We start from the raw sequence: 22,949 nt of genomic DNA on the forward strand, positions 1-22,949 counted from the left end.
ACGCACAGAACAACAAAGGTGAAACCTTTTCTCTGTACTTGGATCGCATAAAAATGATTGAAGAAAGGGACTTGCAGAAAGTGAAAACATAACTTTTTGCGTCAAGTATGTATATAAGCTCAGTGAATGGATGACTTGGTTCGGTCGCTGAAAGGACTATAATGCCCATGCTTGGTATTAATGAGTAACGGAATATGAAACGCAGTAGAAATGAAGTGGGTCGTTGGCGGATGTTAAGGCAACGCCAGCGGCGCAGGCATCGTTGGTTGGAGCGTCAGTCGTGCAGCAATAGGCATATCATCCGTGTTGGCCGTCGTTTGGACGATCAACACCGGCGCGCTCTATTATTCGCGGTGGCTTACGAGTGGTAAATGAAGAACAGTCCCGTAATGGGACTGTTTGGTTCTATAGCTGATGATTATTTACCCAAATAGGCGTTGAGCATCCAAACTTGCTTTTCCTGCTCTTTGATATAGTCGCTCATCAGCGAGGAGGTTCCTTCGTCTCCGGCATCTGCCGCCAGCGTTAATAACTCACGCTGCTGCTTCAACAAAATCGCATAACCATCCAACAAGCCGCGTAAAGTACCTTTATCATCGGTAACATTAGTGTGTTCTTTGATATCTGCCGACTTCAGGTAGGTACTAAAAGCATGAGCAGGCTGCGATCCTAGCGTCAGAATACGCTCAGCCAATTCATCGACCTTGGTTAGCAAGCCGTTGTAGGTTTCTTCAAATTTAGCATGCAATTCAAAGAATTGCGGGCCGGAAATATTCCAGTGGTAGCCGCGAACGTTCATATACAGCACTTGATAGTTTGCCAGCAAGGCGTTCAAGGCCTCGGAGAGTTTTGCTGATTGTTTGGTATCAAGACCGATATGGGTTTTTGCAGCTTTCTTGGTCGTTGCCATAATAATCTTCTCCTGATTATTTGTTTCGCTTGTCTAGATAATGGTAACCCTATAAGAGAATAGCTGGATCCTTCACGGTGAAAAAGACGATAGAAGGCATCAATTTAATCGTTTAAACCAATGAAGATAAATCCACCAGATAACCAACTCCCTCACATATAAACATGCTGGCGATAAAATAACATTGCGCTTACCTGCGTAATGTAAATTTTAATATTCCCACACTCAAACTTATCAGTAAGGTTGCCGCGACCAATACAGCAAGAAATGCTTGGTCGAAGGCGGCTCGCGCCAGAAATGTCAGTTTTTCGGCGCTATCCGCAGTCATATCTCCCGCAAGTCGCAAGGTTTCATCGATACTGTCATAAGCCATCTCCTCAACGGGTAAATTGGCGGGTAAAACCAAGCTATGGCTATATACTGCCGTCATTAAGCCGCCGAGTAATGTTATACCCAGAACGCCGCCTAATTCCCATGAGACATCCTCAATTGCCGCTACCATGCCCGATTTATCTTCAGGAGTATTGAGCATGATTGCCGTGGAGGCCGCAGTGATAGCAACGCCGAGGCCAAACCCGATCACAAACAGGCTAGCGAGTTGCATAGTGATATTGCCTTGGTATAACAGGGCAAAGCCTGCAATACCCAACGCCGTAAGCACGAAGCCAAACACCAGCATCATGCGTTCACCGTAGCGTGGCAATAGCGCACCCGCTAGAGGGCCAGCTAACGCAGAGGCGACAGGAATGGGTAAAATAAACAGGGCGGCCAGTAACGGTGTCATACCCAGGACCAGCTGTAATCGTTGGCTTAAAACCAATTCGATACCAACCAAAGCGATCATCGAAACGATAGCTACGCCAACACCACAAGAAAACAGGCGGTTATGAAACAGTGAGAAATCGATCATGGGATATTGCGCGCGTTGCTGACGGCGAACAAACAAGCTCAGAAAGAGCACGCCGATGAAGGCTGCAATGGCAAAGTCTGTCAAAGAGAGATTGGGTTTGCTTAACTCTTTCAGCGCATAAATCGCGGCTACCAAGCCAAACAAGATCTGTACCGAGCCAATAATATCGTACGGGCGCTTATTATCACCACCGCAGCGGGGGATCAAATACCACGCCAGTGGCAATACCAGCATAACGACTGGGACGTTGATCAGAAATACCGAACCCCACCAGAAATAGGCCAGCAGGATCCCCCCAACCACCGGGCCAAGCGCGGCCGCTCCGGAGGCAACGGCTGCCCAGATGCCGATCGCCAGTGCACGTTCGCGTTCATCGGTAAAAACATGGCGCACAATGGCCAGGGTGGCTGGCATCATCATTGCCGCACCGAGTGCCAGAAAAGCACGAGAAGCGATCAGCAGTTCCGCAGTGGCAGAAAACGCGGCGCACAGCGAGGCGAGGGCAAACACGGGCAACCCGGCAATAAACATTCTCTTGTGGCCGATACGGTCACTTAACATCCCCGCGCCCGGAAGCAGCCCGGCGACCACCAGTGGATAGGCGTTAACGATCCAGAGTTTTTGTGATGCGGTAGCATCCAGTGCCTGCGTTAGGCGGGGCAATGCGGTGTAAAGCACCGTCATATCAGTAATGATTAAAAATAGCGCACTGGAGATCATTGCCAGGATCAACCAGCGGTTTTTGGCGTGCATAAAGAGTATCCTAGAACACCGATAACGCGGTTGCGTCATCTTACGGCCATCCTCAGATTTTGCGAGGGAGGCTGATATAATATAAATCCATACGTTCGTATTTAAAAGAGGAAGTTTCTAAATGGGGCGCCAACGAAGTATTGATCGCGACAAAGTGCTGGATATGGCAGAGGAGATCGTGGCAACTCAGGGCGCAGCTGGCTTAACCATCGATTCGGTTGCCAAAGCAATGGGGATCTCCAAGGGAGGCGTTCAGTATTGCTTTGGCAGTAAAGATGCACTGATTGATGCAATGTTTGAACGTTGGGGAAAAGCCTATAACACTGTTTTTGAGTGCATAGCTGGCGATGCTCCCGATCCGGTGACGATTGTTCAGGCACATCTGCAGGCAACCCTAAGCTCAGATCAGGCTTCGAGCGCCAAGGCTGCCGGATTGATGGCTACGCTAATACAGACGCCAGAGCATCTGGACAGCACGCGTGAATGGTATCGAGAGCGAATCTCAGGACTGGATCTGGCAAGCGACCAGGGCAGAAAGGCGCGACTGGCATTCCTGGCAACAGAAGGGGCTTTTATGCTTCGTTTCTTTGGATTTATGAACATTGAGCAGCAAGAATGGGAAGACATATTTGCTGATATAAAAAAATGGGTTCTCACTGAGGAAAATTGACATGTTCGGCCTATTGCAATGATAGATAGCGGTCATATCGAGCTGTGAGTATATTTGTGAAACAAGAATTTCCCTCGAAGAACCCATTTAGCCAGCTACCTCCGTGCTGGCTTTTTTTTGCTCAGAAAACCTGTTTGAAGGGTTTTACCGTCACTTCACCATACACACCGGCATCAACATAGGGGTCTTGCGCTGCCCATGACTGGGCCGCCTCCAGTGAGGCGAATTCGGCGATCACGGTAGAACCTGTGAATCCAGCCTGGCCGGGATCATTACTATCGATTGCTGGGTTAGGGCCAGCAACAAGCAGCCGACCTTCGTCACGCAATGCTTGTAGACGGGCCAGATGAGTAGGCCGAGCAGCCAGGCGTTGTTCCAGCGTATTGGGTAAGTCTTGGGCGTAGATCAGATAAAGCATATTTCACCTTTAAAATCATGCTGATAGAATGGTGGTAATAAAATAGCCTAAAACGCTATGCAAAGGAACACCGTTCAGAACACAGTTATATCGCAATGAGGGTCACCAATCTGTTGCAGTTCGCAGGCAAACCTGTCGCGGTCGCCTTCGCGCAGGTGGCTAAGTTAAAAATACGTGAGCAATATACCTTGGTAAGGCTAATGGTTGGTAAATGCCTGTCGGTTTTTGGGCCGTGCAATGCCAAAAAATGCAGATAAAAGCGAGAGTTCGTGTTTCCTTATTGAATATGATTGCTATTTGCATTTAGAATTGGCGAACCAGAGGAAACGAATCATTATGCCGCTAAAAAAGATGTTCCTTATTCGCCGTATTTCCGTTCCAATAGTGCTTTCCGTTGGCTTACATAGTGCCCTGGTGGCCGCTTTACTCTACGCTTCCGTTAAAGAAGTTATGATGTTGCCTAAACAAGAAGATGCCCCAATAAGTGTCATGATGGTTAATATGGCTGCGCTTGCTGAGCCGCCGCCCGCAGCTGCAGAGCCAGAGCCACAAGAGCAAGCCGAACCTGAAACTGAAGCGGAGCCTATCCCTGAGCCGCCCCTGCCAGTACCTGTAGCGATCCCAAAACCTGAACCTGAGAAACCCAAACCGAAACCAAAACCCAAACCCAAACCGCCGAAGGTTGAGAAGACGGTTCAGCGTGAAGTTAAAAAAGCTGAGCCACGTGAGCCCTCGCCGTTTGAGAGTCAATCAGAGACCAAACCGATCGATACAGCACCTGTTAAACAGGCACCTGCGGCCCCAGCCCCAGGAAACTCACTTAAAGTGGAACCTAAGGCGCTGAGCCTTTCTAAACCTATGTATCCGTCGCGCGCGTTGGCATTACAGATCGAAGGTAAGGTTAAGGTTCAATTTGATGTAGATAGTGATGGGCGAGTCACCAACCTGCGGATCTTGTCAGCGGAACCACGCAATATGTTTGAACGTGAAGTGAAGCAGGCAATGCGTAAGTGGCGGTATGAGGCTAAGCCAGCAAAGGATCTGACGAAAACAATCGTCTTTAAATTGGATGGTTCGACAGATCTCAATTGATTCTGAGTGGAAACAAAAGAAGGTCGCTTGGGCGACCTTCAGACTGCTGACAAACCCCGTTATTAGGGAGAGCGTGCCGATGGGGTCGTAACGGCGTAAGCCGTCGGAGCGCCCCTCGGTGCGCTAGGCCCGGGTATCTCGGGTCAGAAGGCGACTTTGTCATCAACCTCAAGGTCGCTTGGGCGACCTTCTTGTCAATTGGCAATTTACTTTTTGCTGTCGGCGCTGAAGTTGGTTTTGCCTTCAGGCAGGGCGTGAGGGTGGCCAACTTCATCCACCGCAACATAGGTAAAAACGGCCTCAGTGGCACGGTATCGTTGGCCTATTGGGTCAGACGAAACTTTCTTTACCCAAACTTCAATATTGACGGTAATTGAGGTTCGCCCGGTGCGGATGCAGTTGGCATAACAACAAACTACGTCGCCAACGGCAACCGGCTTCAGGAAGGTTATACCGTCGACCCGTACAGTGACTACCCGGCCTTCAGCAATTTCTTTGGCCAAGATTGCGCCACCAATATCCATTTGCGACATTAACCAGCCGCCGAAAATGTCCCCATTGGCATTGGTATCTGCTGGCATGGCCAGCGTTCGCAGCACCAGTTCACCACTGGGTAAAGAGAGTTGTTCTGTCATTACAGTCTGCTTTATTAAAAAGGTTCAAATCCTATCGCCCACAGCACTCGCTTAGGGCGTTGACATTTAGGTGACTATTTCTTCTGTTCTTCCTGCATGTGGCGATAAATATAGATGCCACTTATCAGGGTAAAGACCAGGGTCAGTGCCGTCAGGCCAAATACCTTAAAATTCACCCACACGTCCTGTGGCAACCAAAATGCCACATAAATATTGGCTAAACCACAGGCTAAAAAGAAAATGGCCCAGGCTATGTTCAGGTTACCCCATACTTTATCAGGCAGCGTCAACTCTTTACCCAACATACGTTGGATTAGCGGTTTTTTCAGTACCAGTTGGCTGATAAGTAGCGCCAAGGAGAACAAGACATAAATTACGGTGACTTTCCATTTGATAAATAAATCATTATGGAAAACCAGGGTTAGCGTACCGAAAATGACCACCATAGCGAAGGTGATAAGCGTCATTTTCTCTACCTTACGGTATTTCAGCCAGGTAAATATCAGTGCCAGAGCAGTGGCGGCAATCAGCGCTCCAGAGGCAACGTAGATATCGTAGAGTTTATAAAAGGCAAAAAAGACAATGAGTGGTAGAAAATCGAGAAACTGCTTCATAAATCAATCCATAATAAGTTTATCGGCCGACTATACCGGATTCGGCGTGATCTGTGTACCGCAGGAGAGTGCTGATTATCGGTGTTCGCCGACTAGATTTCCGCTGTTCTGGCAGGAATTTGCGTAAACTTACGATCGCCATCGGCAGTTAATGGGCAGTGCGATTTGCACATTGCCGATTAAACGTAATAATAGCCTGCTAATTTAACGTGGAAAATAGCTATGCAGTGGAAATCTCTCCAGACGCTGATGCCTGGTTTGACACATTTGTCAGGATATGAACGCAGTTGGTTGAAGCCGGATATTCGTGCTGGGCTCTCTGTAGCTGCGGTGGCGCTACCGGTGGCAATTGCCTATGCTGAATTGGCCGGTGTCAGCCCGGTTGTGGGGCTTTACTCCTGTATTTTACCAATGATCGCTTACGCTATCTTCGGTTCATCCCGCCAATTAATTGTCGGACCCGATGCAGCAACCTGTGCAGTCATCGCTGCGGTTGTGATGCCGTTGTCTGCCGGGAACATGGAATTGCACTGGCAACTGACCATTATGATGACTGCCATGACGGGGTTCTGGTGTCTGCTGGCAAGCCGTTTTCGGTTGGGTGCTTTGGCAGATTTGCTCTCTCGCCCGATACTTAGTGGTCTGCTTAACGGTGTCGCTGTGACCATTATTGTTGCTCAAATCGGCAGGGTATTGGGTTTTGGTACGCCGTCAGCCCAGTTAATTGAACGTCTTTACGCGTTACCCGGTAATTTGTTGCACAGTGAGTGGCTGACCATGGGAATTTCATTACTCACTCTGGTGATCTTGGTTGGCGTTAAAAAGTTAAGGCCGAACTGGCCCGCACCGCTGTTTGCAATCGTACTGGTAACGTTCGTTACCTGGGCGGGTAATTTACAGCAACACGGCATCATTACTGTCGGTGGCTTCAGCAGCATGCTGCCGATGGTGCAGTGGCCAGACTTTCAGCCAGGTCTGCTGCGTGACATGGTAATACCTGCACTAAACCTGGCCGTAGTCAGTTTCGTTAGCATGATGCTGACGGCGAGGAGTTTCGCAGCAAAAAATGGTTATGAAGTGAATGCCGATACGGAATTCCGTGCGTTGGGCGTGGTGAATATCGTTTCTGCATTGTCACAGGGTTTTGCTATCAGTGGTGCCGATTCTCGTACGGCGGTCAACGATGCCAATGGAGGTAAAAGCCAACTGGTATCGATTATTGCCGCAGTTGTGATTGCCATCGTGTTGTTGTTCTTTACTTCACCGCTGCAATTTATCCCGACTGCCGGACTTGGGGTGGTACTGATCTATGCGGCCTGGTCGTTGATTGACATTCGCGGTATCTGGATACTGCGCAAGCGCAACACTCAGGCGTTTTGGTTGGCGGCATTTACTTTCCTCAGCGTTCTACTGGTAGGGGTGATCAGCGGGATCGGTTTGGCGGTGTTACTCGGGCTGATGCAATTCTTGCGTACCGTCTTTCGCCCAACGGAACAGTTGTTGGGGGTTAATGATGAGGGCATGATTCACTCTATGGGTAACAACAATGGAGTGAAGGCGGTTCAAGGCGTCATGATGTACCGCTTCAACTCGCCATTGACCTATTTTAATGTGGCCTACTTCAAACGGCGAATTCTGAATCTGGTGGATAGCACGCCGTTCCAGCCGCGGTGGGTAGTGATTGATGCAGTTGCCAGTTTCACCCATGCGGACATCAGCGTTTTGGCCGCAATTGATGAACTGAAACGCGATCTGTTACAGCGTAACGTGAAATTGGTTTTAGCGGGACGGCGAACCGAGTTAACCCGTTGGTTCCGTGTCAACAAGGTTGGACGCGAACAGGATCTTATTCTGGTGCCGGATCTCTATCTGGCCCTCAAACTGATACAAAGCAAGGAGCAGGCTGAACCTGCAACGGTGCTGTAAGCAAAAAAGGGCACGCCAAAGCGTGCCCTTTACCTATTAAGCGACGGTTTAGACGCGTAACAACATATAAAGGCGGAACAGATAAATCAGCAACAGAGCTGAAACCAGATTGCTTAACGCAGTTAGTACCACGCTGGCAACGTTGGGAGTCAACACCGACAGATGGCTGACCATAAACAGTATCAGCAGTTTGGCAGCCAACCAGAGCATCATTGCTGGAACGATCACTCTCGCATTTGCAAAAGCTAGCTTGCAGCTTAACTTGAGAGAAGCGAATACGCCTTTTCCATCAGCAACAGAGATTACTGGCGCCAATGAGAACGAGATTGCCAAGATCACGCCGGGCACGATAAACAGCGTCAGGCCCAGTTGAATCAGCAGTGTGCAGATAAACAGCAACAGCAACAAACGTGGCAATAGTGGGGCAGAGATGCCTATAGCACGCAATGCACTGGTCCGTTGGCCTTCAGAAACCAGACGAATTAACGTCAGCATTCCACCTACCAGCAACATGTTACCTACCAATGCAGAAAAGGTCGCAGCGGCAGACACTTTCAGCAAAACTATCTGCTGCTCCGGTGTCATTTGCTGAATGATTTCCTGGATCCCCATACCGGCGGTTGAGGTCAAATCACTTTCCGTCGCACTCAGAATCTTTAGCTGTTCAATATCCGGGCTGAAAGCCTGGTTGAGCAGTACAGAAATAAACGCTGTCAGCAGCGCCAACAACAGGATGCTGGCAACCTGATTACGGAAAAAGTTAAAACTGTCACGGTACAATGTGTTGGCCGTGATAGGCATGGAGACTCCTTGGCGTCGAGAACAGAGATAAATCAGTGGGGGATTGTACCTTGTTCCGCGCCGCTGTGGCACCCCGCACGTTGCATAGCGCTGATATCTTCAGCAATTATCGTTTCTGGCAGTGTTAATGGCGGAGGAACCGGTAATGGTGGTAAGTGGAATCTCTCACGTGCTCGGTCACAGGCTTCATTACGTAAGCCATTTACCCCGGACTGTTCGAACTTACGGCACGGGCTTGGCCGGTAGTGATAGATAGAACAGGAGACAGCCTTGCCGATCTCGCCCGTCAGTGCTTTACAGCGCGGGGACCTGCTATTGGTCCCCTGCATACAGCGCAAGAAAGGGCTCAATGGTTCGGTAAAAGATAGAGGAACGCTACCTCCGCCATCTTCCGCTTCGGCCCAATAAAATGAAACTCGAAAGTAACTGCAACATGCGCCGCAACTGATACAGAGATTGTGAATTTCGCTCATCTTGATTGTCCACCGACTCCTTAACCGGCCACCAACCAAAACTAAAATGAAATACCAAATTACTGAGTGGTGTTTTTTTAGCAACTGAAATTTAAGCCTGTACCACTTTGGCAATAAATGCCTTTTTTGATTCAAATCAATTCTTGATTTATTAGTGGCTTAAGTATCCTTGTTTTTAGTAGGAATTTAAATTTTTACACATAAGATGTGATCTCGATTGGATCATAAATACCTGTTTATGGGTATATTCGTCGAGACTGTAAACCACACAAATGGAATGGATAATGAAAAAGACAACTCTGGTGGTATTAGGGGCTATGATGGCCCCCATGTTGGCAAGTGCACATCAGGAAGGGGATTTCCTGTTCCGGGCTGGTACTGCAACAGTGCGTCCTAATGCGGGTTCAGACGATGTGCTGAATCAAGGCTCTTTCAACGCGAATAACAATACCCAGTTAGGCCTGACTTTCGGCTACATGGTGACTGACAACATCGGCGTTGAATTATTAGCCGCAACGCCATTCCGCCATAAAGTCTCTTTGAATGGCTCAGGCGTCAGCGGTAATATTGCAACGGTGGAGCATTTGCCACCAACGCTGATGGCGCAGTACTACTTTGGTGAAAAACAGGACAAGCTGCGTCCCTACCTGGGCATTGGTTTGAACTACACCATGTTCTTCAATGAAAAATTCAACGACTACGGCAAGAGTGTCGGTCTGAGCAATCTTGACCTGAAGAATTCGTGGGGTGTTGCCGGCCAGGCGGGGCTGGATTACAACCTTGACGAGAATTGGATGTTGAACATGTCAGTATGGTGGATGAATATCGAAACCAAAGTACGTTTCGATGTTGCTGGCGCACCTAGCCAAAGTATCGATACCCGTCTGGATCCGTTTGTATTCATGTTTGGTGCGGGTTATCGTTTCTGATTTACCCGGTCTAACAGTAAGGCGCCGTTTGGCGCCTTACTACTTAATAGCATATCGCTTTCTACCGCTCGGAAACCCACCTAAAAATATTCCCGGATACAGCAATGTGTACCCGGTTAAAGCCAGCTTGACTTAAGAGTGAGTGGCGGCTTTCATTTCACGAACAAACTTACCGAGTTTAGCCAGCATCTCAGCAGGTTGCGAGAGGTTGTGCTCAATGATTTTAACGATTGCCGAACCAGAGATAGCTCCCGCAGCTCCTGCTGCTAGCGCATCTTTTACCTGCGAAGGCTCAGAGATTCCAAAGCCCTGTAACGCGGGTGCCGCATGATATTCGCGCAGTTTATTCACCAAATGATGAATTGGCAGTTGCGCGCGGCTTTCGGTACCGGTTACTCCAGCGCGGGAGAGCAGGTAGGTGTAGCCGCGGCCATGGGAAGAGATCTCGCGCAGTAAATCCTCTTCTGCATTAGGTGGGCAAATATAGATAGGCGCAATCGCGTGGCGAGATGCCGCTGCACGAAACGGTGCAGACTCTTCAAATGGAACGTCAGCAATCAGTACCGAATCAACCCCAACCTCGGCGCAACGCTGATAAAAAGCGTCGATACCCCGGTGGAATACCAGGTTCGCATACATCAGCAGACCGATTGGAATCGTGGGGTGCTTTTGGCGAATGGCTGCCAGCATTTCAAAACAGTGTGTTGGCGTGACACCGGAGGCAAAAGCTCTCAGTGTCGCGCTCTGAATGGTTGGACCATCAGCCAAGGGGTCTGAGAACGGGATCCCCAACTCCAATGCATCTGCTCCGTTCTCCACCAGCGTGTCAATAATCTGCAAAGAGAGCGTCGGGTTCGGATCGCCCAGTGTCACAAATGGAACGAATGCGCCTTCTTTATTGTTTTCCAACCGTTTGAACAGTTGCTGATAACGATCCATCACATCTCTCCCCGAGCTTTCAAAATATCGTGAACGGTAAATATATCTTTGTCGCCGCGACCAGACAGGTTAACCACCAGGATCTGTTCTTTCTGTGGCGTTTCACGGATCATTTTCAGCGCATGCGCCAAGGCATGTGAAGACTCGAGCGCAGGAATAATCCCTTCGTGGCGAGAAAGTGCTTTGAACGCCTCCAAGGCTTCATCATCGGTAATGGATACGTATTCTGCGCGCCCGATACTGTTCAGGTAGGCGTGCTGTGGGCCAACGGAAGGAAAATCCAGACCGGCGGAAATTGAATAAGACTCCTCAATTTGTCCTTCAGAAGTTTGCATCATCGGCGATTTCATACCGAAGTAGATACCCACGTGACCATGCTTCAACGGTGCACCATGTTGGCCGGTTTCAATACCCAGGCCTGCGGGCTCAACACCAATCAGGCCAACGCTGGTATCATCAATAAAGTCGGCAAACATACCGATTGCGTTGGAACCACCACCGACGCAGGCCAGAACAGCATCCGGCAGGCGGCCTTCACGCTCCAGCATTTGTGCTTTGGTTTCTTCGCCGATCATCCGTTGGAACTCGCGCACGATGGTCGGGAAGGGGTGGGGGCCAGCGGCGGTTCCCAGCATGTAGTGGGCTTTTTCATAGGTACCAGACCAGTCGCGCAGTGCTTCATTACACGCATCTTTCAACGTGGAAGAACCACTGTGTACCGGGATCACTTCGGCGCCCATCAGTCGCATACGGAACACATTGGGTGACTGGCGCTCAATGTCTTTAGCGCCCATATAGATACGACATTTCAGGCCAAGTAGTGCGCAGGCGAGTGCTGAAGCAACGCCATGTTGACCAGCGCCGGTTTCAGCAATGATCTCTGTTTTGCCCATGCGTTTGGCCAGCAAAGCCTGCCCTAAAACCTGGTTAGTTTTATGTGCACCGCCGTGAAGCAGATCTTCGCGCTTGAGATAGAGCTTGGTTTTTGTTCCAGCGGTCAGGTTTTTACACAACGTGAGTGCCGTTGGTCTCCCGGCGTAGTTTTTCAGCAGATCGATAAACTCTGCCTGAAACTCAGGGTCACGCTGGGCGCTAACAAAGGCTTCTTCGAGTTGTTTCAGTGCCGGCATCAATATTTGTGGCACATACTGACCACCAAATTCGCCGAAGTAGGGGTTAAGCAGCGTCATTATTTTTCCCGTTATTATCCGTTAAATTGTGTTCGCAATCAGTAGGTGCGCAGGGCTTGAAAGACCGCAGCCAAACGTGCGGGATCTTTGATGCCAGGTTGACTCTCTACGCCGGAGTTAAAATCGAGTCCAGCACAACCGAGGCGAGCAGCATCCATACAGTTGTCTGCACCCAAACCGCCAGCCAGCATCACGTTGTCCAGTAATTGCCCCTGCAACAGTGACCAATCAAATTGCATCCCCGTGCCACCTGCACCGTTATCCAGCAGGTAACGATCGACAGACTTCAGATCGCGTGCTGGCAGATGCCCCTTCACGCTTAATGCTTTCCAGATCTGGCAGTGGGCGGGAAGTTCAGCCCGTAATCTGTCGATGTAGTTCTGATCTTCAGAGCCATGTAACTGCACGGCATACAGGCCAAGAGATACTGCAGTCTGAACAACGCTATTCAATTGGGCATCAGAAAATACGCCAACGTATTTCAATGGCGCGCCGGAAATCACTTCTCTCGCATGGGCAATATCAACATACCGGGGTGAACGATCAACGAAAATCAAACCGCCGTAATTGGCACCAGCCTGATAGGCGGCGGCGGCATCCTGTGCTCTGGTAAGGCCGCATACTTTATTATCCCCGAGGATCACGCGGCGGACCGCACTGCGCAAATTATTCTCCGACATTAAGGCGCTACCAATCAGAAAACCATTGGCATAGCGGCTGAGCTCACGGATCTGAGCGTAATTGTTAATGCCGGACTCGCTGATTACCGTCACGCCCTGCGGGATGAGAGGAGCAAGAGTACGTGTGCGATCCAGATCAATAGAAAGATCGCGCAAATCACGGTTGTTGATACCGATGACACGTGCTTCAAGTTGTACCGCACGCTGTAGTTCATCAATGCTGATGACTTCGGTCAGCACCCCCATATTCAGGCTGCGTGCGACGGCAGCCAATTGGCGGTACTGCTCGTCATTTAATACCGAGAGCATTAACAGAATGGCATCGGCCTGGTAATGGCGCGCCAGATAGATTTGATAGGGATCGATGATAAAGTCTTTACACAAAACCGGCTGGTGGACGGCTTGGCTCACCAGTGGCAGAAAATCGAAGCTGCCCTGAAAATACTTTTCATCGGTTAATACCGAAATCGCCGAGGCGAAATCTTTGTAGATCGAGGCGATTTCAACCGGATCAAAATTCTCACGGATCAATCCCTTGGAAGGCGACGCTTTTTTACATTCAAGAATAAATGCTGTTTTGTCACCTTGCAGGGCATGATAAAAATCACGGGTGCTAGGTGTGACTTTATGTTGAAAACTCGCCAGCGGCTGTTGTTGGCTTCGTGCTGCGACCCATAGCGCTTTATCACGAACAATCTTGTTGAGCACGGTTTCCTGCATCATTTATCCTCTTGCTGCCAAAGCAGTGACACGCTGATAAGCCTGGCCACTGTAGATCATATCCAATGCCTGCTGCGCGTTATGGCGCAGGTCTTCTTGTCCGAATAGTTTCAACAACAGAGCAACGTTGGCGGCGACGGCTGCGGCATGAGCTCGCTCGCCTTTACCTTGTAACAAGCCAGCCAGAATGTCACGATTTTCTTCCGGCGAGCCACCCAGCAACGATTCCAGCGGGTGGCTGTCAAGGCCGAAAGATTTGGGCGTCAACTGATAGCTCTCGATTTCGCCATGATTCAGCTCTGCTACATGTGTTGTGGTATGAATGGCGACTTCATCCATGCCACCACCGTGAACCACTGCTGCACGTTCATAACCCAAGGCTCGCAGCGTCTGAGCGATAGGCAGTACCAACTCAGGGCTGTAGACCCCAATCAATGCCAACGGCGGGCGAGCCGGGTTAATCAATGGCCCGAGCACGTTGAACACCGTACGGGTTTTCAACTGTTGGCGCACCGGCATAGCGTGACGGAAACCCGTGTGGTATTGCGGCGCGAACAGGAAACAAACGCCAAGATCGTCTAATGCTTGGCGGGAAACTTCCGCTGGCAGGTCCAGCTTAATGCCGAAGGCTGCCAGAAGATCGGAGGAACCCGAACGACTGGAAACGCTGCGGTTACCGTGCTTGGCGATCTTTGCCCCACAAGCGGCTGCAACAAAGGCACTGGCTGTAGAAATATTAATACTGTTGGTGCCGTCACCGCCGGTACCAACGATATCAGCAAAGGCATAATCAGGGCGTGGGAATGGCAGAGCATCGGCCAATAACGCTTTAGCCGCCCCAGCGATCTCCTCCGGGCATTCACCGCGGATCTTCATGCTGATCAACGCGGCTGCCAATTGGCTGTGTTCCAGCTCACCACGCACAATGGCGCTGAACAGTTGCTGGCTCTCTTGCTGATCCATCGACTCTGCGCGATACAGCTTTTCAAGAATAGGTTGCATCATTATTTATCCTTAATTATTTCGCCAGCGCCCAGGCCAAAGTCTGCTCGAGCAAACGTGCGCCTTGGGTCGTCAGAATCGATTCTGGGTGGAACTGGAAACCGCATACACGGTGTTGTTCATGACGGACCGCCATCACCATTTCGCCGAAACGGGCATTGACGGTCAATTCTGCAGGAATGTTGCTCCCCACCAGTGAGTGATAACGGGCTACAGGCAACGGGTTGGTCATCCCGGCAAACATACCTGCGCCATCGTGGGTAATAGATGAGGCTTTGCCATGCAGGATTTCGCCAGCCTGACCCACGTGGCCACCATAGGCTTCAACAATAGCCTGGTGACCAAGACAGATACCGATGATAGGCATCTGGCCGCGTAAGCGTTGTAGTAACTCGGGCATACATCCTGCTTGAGCCGGCGTACCTGGGCCTGGCGACAGCATTAATACCGGCTGTTCCATTTGTTGAAGGCGTTCAATGATGACATCGGCAGCAATCTGGTTACGGTAAATAACCACTTGATGCCCGCTGCTGCGCAGTTGATCGACCAGGTTGTAAGTAAATGAATCAACGTTATCGAGCAATAAGATATCGGCCATTAGAACACCTCCTTGGCCTGATGCGCGCTGGCGATGGCTCGCAGCACGGCACGTGCCTTATTGAACGTTTCATCAGCTTCAGCCTGAGGAATGGAATCCAACACCACTCCGGCCCCAGCTTGAACGGTGGCAATACCATCCTCAACATAGGCAGAACGGATGACGATACAGGTATCTAAATCACCATGTGCGGTGAAATACCCTACGGCACCACCGTAGCTGCCGCGACGTGAACCTTCAGAGGCGGCAATCAACTGCATGGCACGTACTTTCGGCGCACCGCTCAGCGTGCCCATATTCATACAGGCCTGATAGGCGTGCAGAACATCGAGATCGGCACGCAACTTACCAACGACTCGAGAGACAAGGTGCATCACGAAAGAGTAGCGGTCGACTTTAGTCAGGTCGGCAACATAGCGGCTGCCAGCTTTACAGATACGGGCCAGATCGTTACGCGCAAGATCGACCAGCATCAAATGCTCCGCCAGCTCTTTTTGGTCAGTGCGCATTTCCAGTTCGATGCGACTGTCAAGATCGGGATCCAAAGAGCCATCTGCGCGGCGGCCACGTGGCCGTGTTCCGGCAATCGGGTAGATTTCAATCTGGCGGGTGGTCGCGTCATATTTCAACGCACTTTCCGGTGAGGCACCGAACAGAGTGAACTCGTTATCTTGCATAAAGAACATATAAGGGCTTGGATTGTTCTCCTTCAACGTTTGGTAAGCCGCTAAAGGAGTTGGGCAAGGCAGAGAAAAACGGCGTGAAGGAACGACCTGGAAAATTTCGCCCTGGCGGATTGCCTGTTGCAAGTGGCTGACCACTGCGCCGTATTCCTCATCACTCTGGTTGCAGCTCAACTGCATATCTGCCAATTTCTGCTGCGGGATAGCTTGCGGTGCCTGCTGTAATTGGGTCTGAAGCTGTTCAAGGCGTTGCTGCAACCTTACCGTTTCTGTGGCTTCGCCGGTAAAAACGCTGGCCTGCAAATGGGCAACGCCGCGCTGGTGATCCAGTATCAACAGTGTTTCTGCCAGATAGAAACAGAAATCGGGGCAGCGTTGGTCATGACGTAGCTCAGGTAAATCTTCAAATCCTGCAACCAGATCATAGGCAAACAGGCCGCCAAGTAGCATGGCTTCGCGCTGCTCAAGCGGTGCATCTACCAGTGTCAGCAGAGTTCTTAGTGCATCAAAGACAGACAGCGAACGCAGACGTGTATCTTCATCCTGTATTGCATCAATGGCAGGGAAAGTTAATTCACGGCCATTAGGGCGCACTTGAATCTGCACTTCGTGGGGCAGTGCTTCATCCAACAGTGGCAGTAATGTTGCACCATTAACTGTTAACGCCTGAATGTCGACTTTATGACCTAGCGCGGTAATGCGCAGGGCGCTGTCGACAATCAGAAGGCTTTTCAGGTTCTGCTTGCTGTTGATTTCCGCCGAGTCTAACAACAGAGTGGCCGGGCGGGCACCGCACAGCTGATGGAAAATTGCTGTAGTGTCACTGCGGTAACCGGCTTGGGCGGTGAGTAATTTGAGTTGTGGCTTGTTGTTCATCATCGGTGGTTCCAGTCAAATCTTGTCCAAAAAAAACCCGCTATCATGAGCGGGCTTGAGCAATCTGCAGTGTCAGTTGACAGGTATGCGTGATTACACCGCCCAGTTTTGGGAGGTACGCCACCAACGAAGAAGAGAAGTTTGCTTGGTCATCATAGGCTCTCTGTATGTCATCCAACACGGCAACTGCCGTGAACTTATGTACTAGTTAACTGGTTCGCGAGATTAAAGTCAACCCTCTTTTTGCACAATACGTTAGTGGATAGCGTGAAAGAGGCTACTTAAATACGGCTTCGGTAGAATAGATTTCCGTCCGGTGAGTCATAACGGTTATGATAAAAGACCAAGTCACCGCAGGATATTCCTTTTGACAGACAGCAGCCCACAATCCTCTGCTTTTACCCTATACGATCTTCACAGCCACACGACAGCGTCAGACGGCTATTTGACACCCAGCCAGTTGGTGCAGCGTGCGGTAGATATGCGTGTTGGTGTGCTGGCGATCACCGATCATGACACAACCGAAGGGTTGGCCGAGGCGGCAGCTACTATCGACGCCTTAGCGCTGCCGTTGCAACTGATAAACGGTGTAGAGATTTCTACCCAGTGGGAAAACCACGAAATCCACATTATCGGGCTAGGGATCGGAATTACACATCCCGCTCTGCGTCAACTGTTGGTTGAGCAGACCATGCGTCGACAAGAGCGTGCACGGGAAATCGGTGCCAGGCTGGCAAAAGCGCGAATTCCCGACGCCTATGCTGGGGCACAAGAACTGGCTGGCGAGGGGGCGGTAACACGTGGGCATTTTGCGCGTCACTTGGTGCAACTGGGTGTGGCGGACAATCTTTCTCAGGTATTCAAGAAATATCTTGCTAAAGGGAAAACCGGCTACGTTCCGCCACAGTGGTGTACAATAGAACAAGCTATTGATGTGATTCACCAATCCGGCGGTCAGGCAGTTATGGCTCACCCAGGGCGCTACGATTTGACAGCTAAATGGCTTAAGCGGTTGCTGGCATATTTTGCTGAAAACGGCGGGGATGCAATGGAAGTGGCACAATGTCAACAAGCGCCCCATGAGCGCGCTCTGCTGGCAAAATATGCGCAAGAACATCGATTACTGGCGTCTCAAGGATCCGATTTCCATCAACCCTGCTCGTGGATCGAGTTGGGACGCAAACTGTGGCTGCCCGCTGGCGTTGAGCCGGTGTGGCGTGATTGGCCACAATACCAACAGACTAAAGCATGTTGAATTCACGCGGGCATTGCCATGCGCGAGCATTATATTCAGGAGTAACAGATGAGCCAGTTATTTTATATTCACCCGGACAACCCGCAGCCGCGTCTGATTAATCAGGCAGTGGATGTGCTGCGCAAGGGCGGTGTGATCGTCTATCCAACAGACTCTGGTTATGCGTTGGGCTGCAAGTTGGAAGAGAAAGCTGCTATGGAACGTATTTGCCGTATCCGTCAGTTGGATGGCAACCATAATTTCACCCTGATGTGCCGCGATTTGTCAGAATTGTCGACGTACGCTCACGTGGATAACGCTTCATTTCGTCTGATCAAAAATAACACCCCTGGTAATTACACCTTTATTCTGAAAGCGACCAAAGAAGTTCCTCGCCGTTTGATGAATGACAAGCGTAAGACTATTGGCCTGCGTGTGCCTTCTAATCCAATTGCGCTTGCACTGCTTGAAGTCCTGAATGAGCCGATGATGTCGACTACGCTGATGTTGCCGGGCAACGATTTTGCGGAATCCGATCCGGAAGAGATCAGCGAGCACCTTGGAAAGCAGGTAGACCTGGTGATCCACGGCGGTTTTCTTGGGCAGCAACCGACAACGGTTATCGATCTGACTGAATCGGCACCGGAAGTGGTAAGGGAGGGAGCGGGCGATCCTTCTCCATTTCGATGAACTTCCTGACGAAGTCAGTGCCAACGAAGGATAAAGCCTGTATAATGGGCGGTTGATTTTTACCAAGAGATAATCTTTACCGTTACGCTTTTAGCGGGTGGAACGGTAAAGTCCCCCCGACGCCTGTGAAGGCGACACTAGAGGTTGCTCAATGAGCGAAAAGTTACAGAAAGTTTTAGCGCGTGCCGGCCACGGTTCGCGTCGCGAAATAGAAACCATGATCGAGGCTGGCCGAGTCAGCGTTGACGGCAAAATTGCCAAACTGGGTGACCGTGTAGAGGTGAATCCTGCGATGAAAATTCGTATGGATGGCCATGTGGTCTCGATCAAAGAATCCGAAGAAGCTGTTTGCCGCGTGCTGGCTTATTACAAGCCGGAAGGTGAGCTGTGTACTCGCAGCGATCCTGAGGGCCGCCCGACGGTGTTTGATCGCTTGCCTAAGCTGCGTGGTTCCCGTTGGGTGGCAGTAGGGCGCTTAGACGTGAATACTTCCGGCCTATTGTTGTTTACCACTGACGGTGAGCTGGCTAACCGCTTGATGCACCCAAGCCGTGAAGTTGAGCGTGAATATGCCGTGCGCGTATTTGGTCAGATTGATGACGAGAAAGTAAAACAGCTGAACCGTGGGGTGCAGTTGGAGGATGGCCCTGCCGCATTCCGTACCATCAGCTTCCAGGGTGGTGAGGGGATTAATCAGTGGTACAACGTCACGCTGACCGAAGGCCGTAACCGTGAGGTACGTCGCCTGTGGGAAGCTGTCGGTGTTCAGGTGAGCCGTCTGATCCGTGTTCGCTATGGCGATATCGACCTGCCGAAAGGATTGCCACGCGGTGGTTGGACGGAACTCGATCTTCCGGCAATCAACTATCTGCGCGAGTTGGTGGAACTGAAGCCGGAAACCGTCAGCAAATTGCCGGTAGAGCGTGAGCGTCGCCGGGTGAAAGCCAACCAGATCCGCCGCGCAGTAAAACGTCACAGCCAGGTTGCATCTGGCAATCGACGCGGTACAGCGACTAGCAAGCCCGGCAAACCGGCAAAATCTTCAAAACGCAGCTAAGTGTTTCTCTTGGCCGTGCCCGCGTAGCGAGCGCGGCCATTTACTACCAATCAATACCCTGTTGCGCTTTGATCCCAGCCTCAAAGGCATGTTTCACCGGGCGCATTTCCGTTACCGTATCGGCAAGTTCCAGCAAGTCGCGATGGCAGCCACGTCCGGTAATGATCACCGTCTGATGTTCAGGCCGCTGATTTAACGCTTCTACCAACTCCTCAAGCTCCAGATAACCATAGCTCACCATGTAGGTCAGTTCATCCATCAGAACCATATCCAGGCTGCTATCGGCCAACATACGTTTAGCATGCTGCCAAACCGCTTGGCAGGCGGCGGTATCGCTCTCTTTATCCTGAGTCTCCCAAGTAAAACCTGTGGACATTACCTGAAATTCGACACCGTGCTGTTGCAGCAGATTTTTCTCGCCGTTCGGCCACTGTCCCTTGATAAACTGGATCACGCCAGCCTTCATACCGTGGCCGACGGCTCGTGTCACGGTGCCAAAGGCAGCGGTGGTTTTCCCTTTACCATTGCCGGTAAAGACCAGTAACAAACCTCGGCTCTCCTGTGCTGCGGCAATGCGGGCATCTACCTGTTGTTTCAGGCGCTGTTGACGCTGCTGGTGACGATTTTCCGCCATGTTCGAAGGCTCCTATTCGGCTGGGCCGGGTTTACGGTTAGGTTGTGCATCAAAGCTTATACCGGTTTTTTGACGGCTATCATCTCCCATCAAATACAGATAAAGCGGCATGATATCAGCGGGGGTTTTCAGCTTGTCTTTATTCTCATCGGGAAAAGCAGATGCCCGCATTTGAGTGCGTGTTCCACCAGGATTGATACAGTTTACCCGCAAATTGAGGTTTTTATACTCGTCCGCCAATACCTGCATCATACCTTCTGTTGCAAACTTTGAAACGGCATAAGCTCCCCAATTCGCACGGCCCACACGGCCAACGCTGGAACTGGTGAAAACCAGAGAGCCCGCATCGGATTTCAGCAGCAGTGGCAGTAGTGCCTGGGTCAACATGAATGTCGCATTAACGTTGACCTGCATAACGTCGTTCCACACGCTCACTGCAAGTTCAGCCATTGGTGCTATATCGCCTAACAGGCCCGCATTATGTAGAACACCGTCAAGACGTGGCATGCAGTTTGCCAAGTCATCGGCTATTTGCTGACATTGTTCAGGAGTCGTGTGCAGTAAATCGAGAGTAATGATGTGAGATGGGGCACCCCCATTGGTGGCAATCTCTGCCTGAACGGCCTGGAGCTTACTCTCTGTCCGCCCCAACAACACCAGTTGCGCACCAAAACGTGCGTAAGTCAGTGCTGCTTCACGGCCAATGCCGTCACCCGCTCCAGTAACCAGAATAATACGTTGTTTCAGCAGATCGTGTTTAGGTTGGTAAAGCACAGATGTTCCTTACATCACATCATATTGGCTGGCCCCATTAACTCAGGAAGCGCAGATGAAAGTGGGCTACCGGTCAACTTCGGCTCCCGTAATGTTCCCACTGTGAATCAATCTTACTGTCTTGCTTAATATTGAGTGTTATATGCCTGAAACAGAGTGCATTTTCAATGGTTAGCCTGCAGAATCGCGTATTCTTATGTAACAGAAAAAATAGATTGATTGACTTGATTGCTACCGTTGGTTGGCAAGTAAACAAGGAGTTTTCATTTGGCCGCGACAGCAGCAATGCGGATTGGTTAAAATAAACCAAGTCACACTAACAAACTGTAAATTAAGGCGGGATCTGTGGAGTTTATATCTGTTTATGGCCTGTTTCTGGCCAAAGTTGCCACGGTGGTGATTGCTATTGGGGCCCTGGGGTTACTGGCGGTAAGCCTGGGGCAACGGAAGGCCCAGCAGAAAGGGGAACTGCAACTAACCGATCTGGGTGAACAATATCGTGAAATGCAACGTGAAATGCGCCTTTCACGTATGGGGGATGCAGAACAAAAAGCCTGGAGCAAGCAGTTCAAAAAGCAGAACAAAGCCGACGAAAAACTGAAGAAGCAGCGAGCAAAATCCGGGGCGGTAGAGGCAAGCAAGCCTTGCCTTTACGTACTGGATTTTAAAGGCAGTATGGATGCTCATGAAGTCACCTCACTACGTGAAGAGATATCTGCTGTGCTGGCCGTTGCCACAGCCAAAGATGAAGTGTTATTGCGTCTTGAGAGCCCGGGAGGCGTTGTGCACGGTTATGGTCTGGCCGCCTCTCAACTGGAGCGCTTGCGCAAAGGTGGCATCCGCCTGACGGTTGCAGTGGACAAGGTTGCTGCCAGCGGTGGCTACATGATGGCCTGTGTTGCCGATCGTATTGTGGCGGCACCATTCGCCATTATCGGGTCGATTGGTGTGGTTGCACAGATCCCCAATTTCCATCGCTTGCTGAAAAAGAACGACATCGATGTCGAACTGCACACCGCGGGGCAGTTTAAACGTACATTGACATTGTTTGGCGAAAATACAGAACAAGGGCGCGAAAAATTCCGTGAAGATCTGAACGAAACGCATGACTTGTTCAAGCAATTTGTTCACCAGCAACGCCCTTCACTGGATATTGACAGCGTGGCAACCGGTGAGCACTGGTTTGGTACGCAAGCAAAAGACAAAGGGCTGATTGACGCGGTAGGAACCAGTGATGATTTACTAATTGCCGAGATGGAGAATCATGAAGTGATTAGTGTGCGCTATGCTCGCCGTAAACGCATGATCGAACGCTTTACTGGCAGCGCAGCGGAAAGTGTCGATCGTCTGCTGTTGAGCTGGTGGCAACGTGGTGAAAAACCGCTTCTCTAACGGGTAAAAAGACCAATGTACGGGGGTTTAGGCCCCCGTTTCAATGCTCAATCAATCAGATGATATTTTTCAGAAAGTACATGAGCCAGATGTTTAAACATGTTAAATACGGCAGTGGTCTTTGCCGTTGGTAACCCATCAGGATCTAAAAAGAATTCGCCTCGGAAAACCAGAACACTGCCTTTTTGTTCAACATCGGTAGCCAACATTCCGTGCATATAATCTTCGTGTTGACGGATGATGTTATTTGCTTCCACTAGCAGGGCTTCACGTTCAATCGGTTGAGTATTGGCTCGCATTTATTCCACTCCAGACAAAAATCTGCCCGCATTCTAACGCTTGTTCGCGT

The 22,949-nt window shown here is 50.4% G+C and carries 25 protein-coding genes and 1 other annotated feature; of the genes, 9 read left to right on the forward strand and 16 right to left on the reverse strand.

Features of this window, described 5'->3' with window-relative positions; translation table 11 throughout:
• Positions 1-194: 194 nt before the first annotated feature.
• Positions 195-371 carry a YciY family protein gene (locus tag SAQUA_RS11075; protein ID WP_380673499.1) on the forward strand — a complete coding sequence of 59 codons (177 nt, stop codon included), beginning with the start codon at positions 195-197 and terminating at the stop codon, positions 369-371.
• 47 nt (positions 372-418) lie between these two features.
• Here SAQUA_RS11075 and SAQUA_RS11080 read toward each other — a convergent pair whose 3' ends face one another.
• Positions 419-910 (reverse strand): Dps family protein, encoded by a 492-nt coding sequence (locus tag SAQUA_RS11080; RefSeq protein WP_380673501.1) that lies wholly within the window; start codon positions 908-910, stop codon positions 419-421.
• Positions 911-1,100: 190 nt separating this feature from the next.
• Positions 1,101-2,573: an MFS transporter gene (locus tag SAQUA_RS11085; RefSeq protein WP_380673503.1), complete on the reverse strand. Its 1,473-nt coding sequence runs from the start codon at positions 2,571-2,573 to the stop codon at positions 1,101-1,103.
• Between the two features lie 121 nt (positions 2,574-2,694).
• Between SAQUA_RS11085 and SAQUA_RS11090 the strand changes: the two genes are divergently transcribed.
• Positions 2,695-3,243 (forward strand): TetR/AcrR family transcriptional regulator, encoded by a 549-nt coding sequence (locus SAQUA_RS11090; protein ID WP_380673504.1) that lies wholly within the window; start codon positions 2,695-2,697, stop codon positions 3,241-3,243.
• A gap of 121 nt (positions 3,244-3,364) precedes the next feature.
• Here SAQUA_RS11090 and SAQUA_RS11095 read toward each other — a convergent pair whose 3' ends face one another.
• Positions 3,365-3,661, reverse strand: coding sequence for a YciI family protein (locus SAQUA_RS11095; RefSeq protein WP_380673505.1), 297 nt, complete (start codon positions 3,659-3,661; stop codon positions 3,365-3,367).
• Positions 3,662-3,997: 336 nt separating this feature from the next.
• Between SAQUA_RS11095 and tonB the strand changes: the two genes are divergently transcribed.
• A complete protein-coding gene (gene tonB / locus SAQUA_RS11100) occupies positions 3,998-4,753 on the forward strand; it encodes a TonB system transport protein TonB (protein ID WP_380673644.1) in 756 nt (251 codons plus the stop codon).
• 206 nt (positions 4,754-4,959) lie between these two features.
• Here tonB and yciA read toward each other — a convergent pair whose 3' ends face one another.
• Entirely contained in the window at positions 4,960-5,388 is a 429-nt protein-coding gene (gene yciA, locus SAQUA_RS11105) for an acyl-CoA thioester hydrolase YciA (protein WP_380673506.1), read from the reverse strand.
• Between the two features lie 74 nt (positions 5,389-5,462).
• Positions 5,463-6,002, reverse strand: coding sequence for a septation protein A (locus tag SAQUA_RS11110; protein WP_380673507.1), 540 nt, complete (start codon positions 6,000-6,002; stop codon positions 5,463-5,465).
• 222 nt (positions 6,003-6,224) lie between these two features.
• Between SAQUA_RS11110 and SAQUA_RS11115 the strand changes: the two genes are divergently transcribed.
• Positions 6,225-7,928, forward strand: a complete 1,704-nt coding sequence (locus tag SAQUA_RS11115) for a SulP family inorganic anion transporter (protein WP_380673508.1) — start codon at positions 6,225-6,227, stop codon at positions 7,926-7,928.
• 48 nt (positions 7,929-7,976) lie between these two features.
• Here SAQUA_RS11115 and SAQUA_RS11120 read toward each other — a convergent pair whose 3' ends face one another.
• Together SAQUA_RS11120 and SAQUA_RS11125 are read right to left on the reverse strand one after the other, a co-directional pair.
• Positions 7,977-8,729 (reverse strand): YciC family protein, encoded by a 753-nt coding sequence (locus SAQUA_RS11120; RefSeq protein WP_380673509.1) that lies wholly within the window; start codon positions 8,727-8,729, stop codon positions 7,977-7,979.
• Positions 8,730-8,761: 32 nt separating this feature from the next.
• Entirely contained in the window at positions 8,762-9,202 is a 441-nt protein-coding gene (locus SAQUA_RS11125) for a YkgJ family cysteine cluster protein (protein ID WP_380673510.1), read from the reverse strand.
• A 284-nt stretch (positions 9,203-9,486) separates the two neighbouring features.
• On the opposite strand from SAQUA_RS11125, the gene ompW reads away from it, so the two are divergent.
• Complete coding sequence (gene ompW, locus SAQUA_RS11130; protein ID WP_380673511.1) at positions 9,487-10,131, forward strand: outer membrane protein OmpW; 645 nt, start codon at positions 9,487-9,489, stop codon at positions 10,129-10,131.
• 132 nt (positions 10,132-10,263) lie between these two features.
• On the opposite strand, the gene trpA is transcribed toward ompW, so the two are convergent.
• The 6 genes from trpA to SAQUA_RS11160 are packed head-to-tail and all read right to left on the reverse strand — an operon-like array spanning position 10,264 to position 16,822.
• Positions 10,264-11,070, reverse strand: coding sequence for a tryptophan synthase subunit alpha (gene trpA, locus SAQUA_RS11135; protein ID WP_380673645.1), 807 nt, complete (start codon positions 11,068-11,070; stop codon positions 10,264-10,266).
• Positions 11,070-12,263, reverse strand: coding sequence for a tryptophan synthase subunit beta (gene trpB, locus SAQUA_RS11140; protein WP_380673646.1), 1,194 nt, complete (start codon positions 12,261-12,263; stop codon positions 11,070-11,072). The genes trpA and trpB overlap by 1 nt, the downstream gene beginning before the upstream one ends.
• 35 nt (positions 12,264-12,298) lie before the next feature.
• Complete coding sequence (trpCF, locus tag SAQUA_RS11145) at positions 12,299-13,660, reverse strand: bifunctional indole-3-glycerol-phosphate synthase TrpC/phosphoribosylanthranilate isomerase TrpF (protein ID WP_380673647.1); 1,362 nt, start codon at positions 13,658-13,660, stop codon at positions 12,299-12,301.
• 3 nt (positions 13,661-13,663) lie between these two features.
• Positions 13,664-14,662 (reverse strand): anthranilate phosphoribosyltransferase, encoded by a 999-nt coding sequence (gene trpD, locus SAQUA_RS11150; RefSeq protein ID WP_404413206.1) that lies wholly within the window; start codon positions 14,660-14,662, stop codon positions 13,664-13,666.
• Positions 14,663-14,678: 16 nt separating this feature from the next.
• Positions 14,679-15,260, reverse strand: coding sequence for a glutamine amidotransferase-related protein (locus tag SAQUA_RS11155; protein WP_380673512.1), 582 nt, complete (start codon positions 15,258-15,260; stop codon positions 14,679-14,681).
• Entirely contained in the window at positions 15,260-16,822 is a 1,563-nt protein-coding gene (locus SAQUA_RS11160) for an anthranilate synthase component 1 (RefSeq protein WP_380673513.1), read from the reverse strand. Before SAQUA_RS11160 ends, SAQUA_RS11155 begins: the two co-directional genes overlap by 1 nt.
• A 24-nt stretch (positions 16,823-16,846) precedes the next feature.
• Positions 16,847-16,951: a sequence feature (Trp leader region), on the reverse strand.
• Between the two features lie 235 nt (positions 16,952-17,186).
• Here SAQUA_RS11160 and SAQUA_RS11165 point away from each other — a divergent pair.
• From SAQUA_RS11165 to rluB, 3 genes are all read left to right on the forward strand, one after another.
• Positions 17,187-18,074 carry an RNase RNM gene (locus tag SAQUA_RS11165; protein WP_380673514.1) on the forward strand — a complete coding sequence of 296 codons (888 nt, stop codon included), beginning with the start codon at positions 17,187-17,189 and terminating at the stop codon, positions 18,072-18,074.
• Positions 18,075-18,122: 48 nt separating this feature from the next.
• Entirely contained in the window at positions 18,123-18,743 is a 621-nt protein-coding gene (locus tag SAQUA_RS11170) for an L-threonylcarbamoyladenylate synthase (RefSeq protein WP_380673515.1), read from the forward strand.
• Positions 18,744-18,894: 151 nt separating this feature from the next.
• Entirely contained in the window at positions 18,895-19,800 is a 906-nt protein-coding gene (rluB, locus tag SAQUA_RS11175) for a 23S rRNA pseudouridine(2605) synthase RluB (RefSeq protein ID WP_380673516.1), read from the forward strand.
• Positions 19,801-19,843: 43 nt separating this feature from the next.
• On the opposite strand, the gene cobO is transcribed toward rluB, so the two are convergent.
• Together cobO and SAQUA_RS11185 are read right to left on the reverse strand one after the other, a co-directional pair.
• Positions 19,844-20,434, reverse strand: a complete 591-nt coding sequence (gene cobO, locus SAQUA_RS11180; RefSeq protein WP_380673517.1) for a cob(I)yrinic acid a,c-diamide adenosyltransferase — start codon at positions 20,432-20,434, stop codon at positions 19,844-19,846.
• 12 nt (positions 20,435-20,446) lie between these two features.
• The gene (locus SAQUA_RS11185; protein WP_380673518.1) at positions 20,447-21,208 is read right to left on the reverse strand and encodes a YciK family oxidoreductase; all 762 of its coding nucleotides are present in this window, start codon (positions 21,206-21,208) and stop codon (positions 20,447-20,449) included.
• Between the two features lie 345 nt (positions 21,209-21,553).
• On the opposite strand from SAQUA_RS11185, the gene sohB reads away from it, so the two are divergent.
• Positions 21,554-22,600, forward strand: a complete 1,047-nt coding sequence (sohB, locus tag SAQUA_RS11190) for a protease SohB (RefSeq protein WP_380673519.1) — start codon at positions 21,554-21,556, stop codon at positions 22,598-22,600.
• 47 nt (positions 22,601-22,647) lie between these two features.
• Here sohB and SAQUA_RS11195 read toward each other — a convergent pair whose 3' ends face one another.
• Entirely contained in the window at positions 22,648-22,899 is a 252-nt protein-coding gene (locus tag SAQUA_RS11195) for a YciN family protein (RefSeq protein WP_380673520.1), read from the reverse strand.
• Positions 22,900-22,949 lie beyond the last annotated feature (50 nt).

Source organism: Serratia aquatilis (assembly GCF_044865145.1).
Taxonomy (GTDB): Bacteria; Pseudomonadota; Gammaproteobacteria; order Enterobacterales; family Enterobacteriaceae; genus Chania; species Chania aquatilis.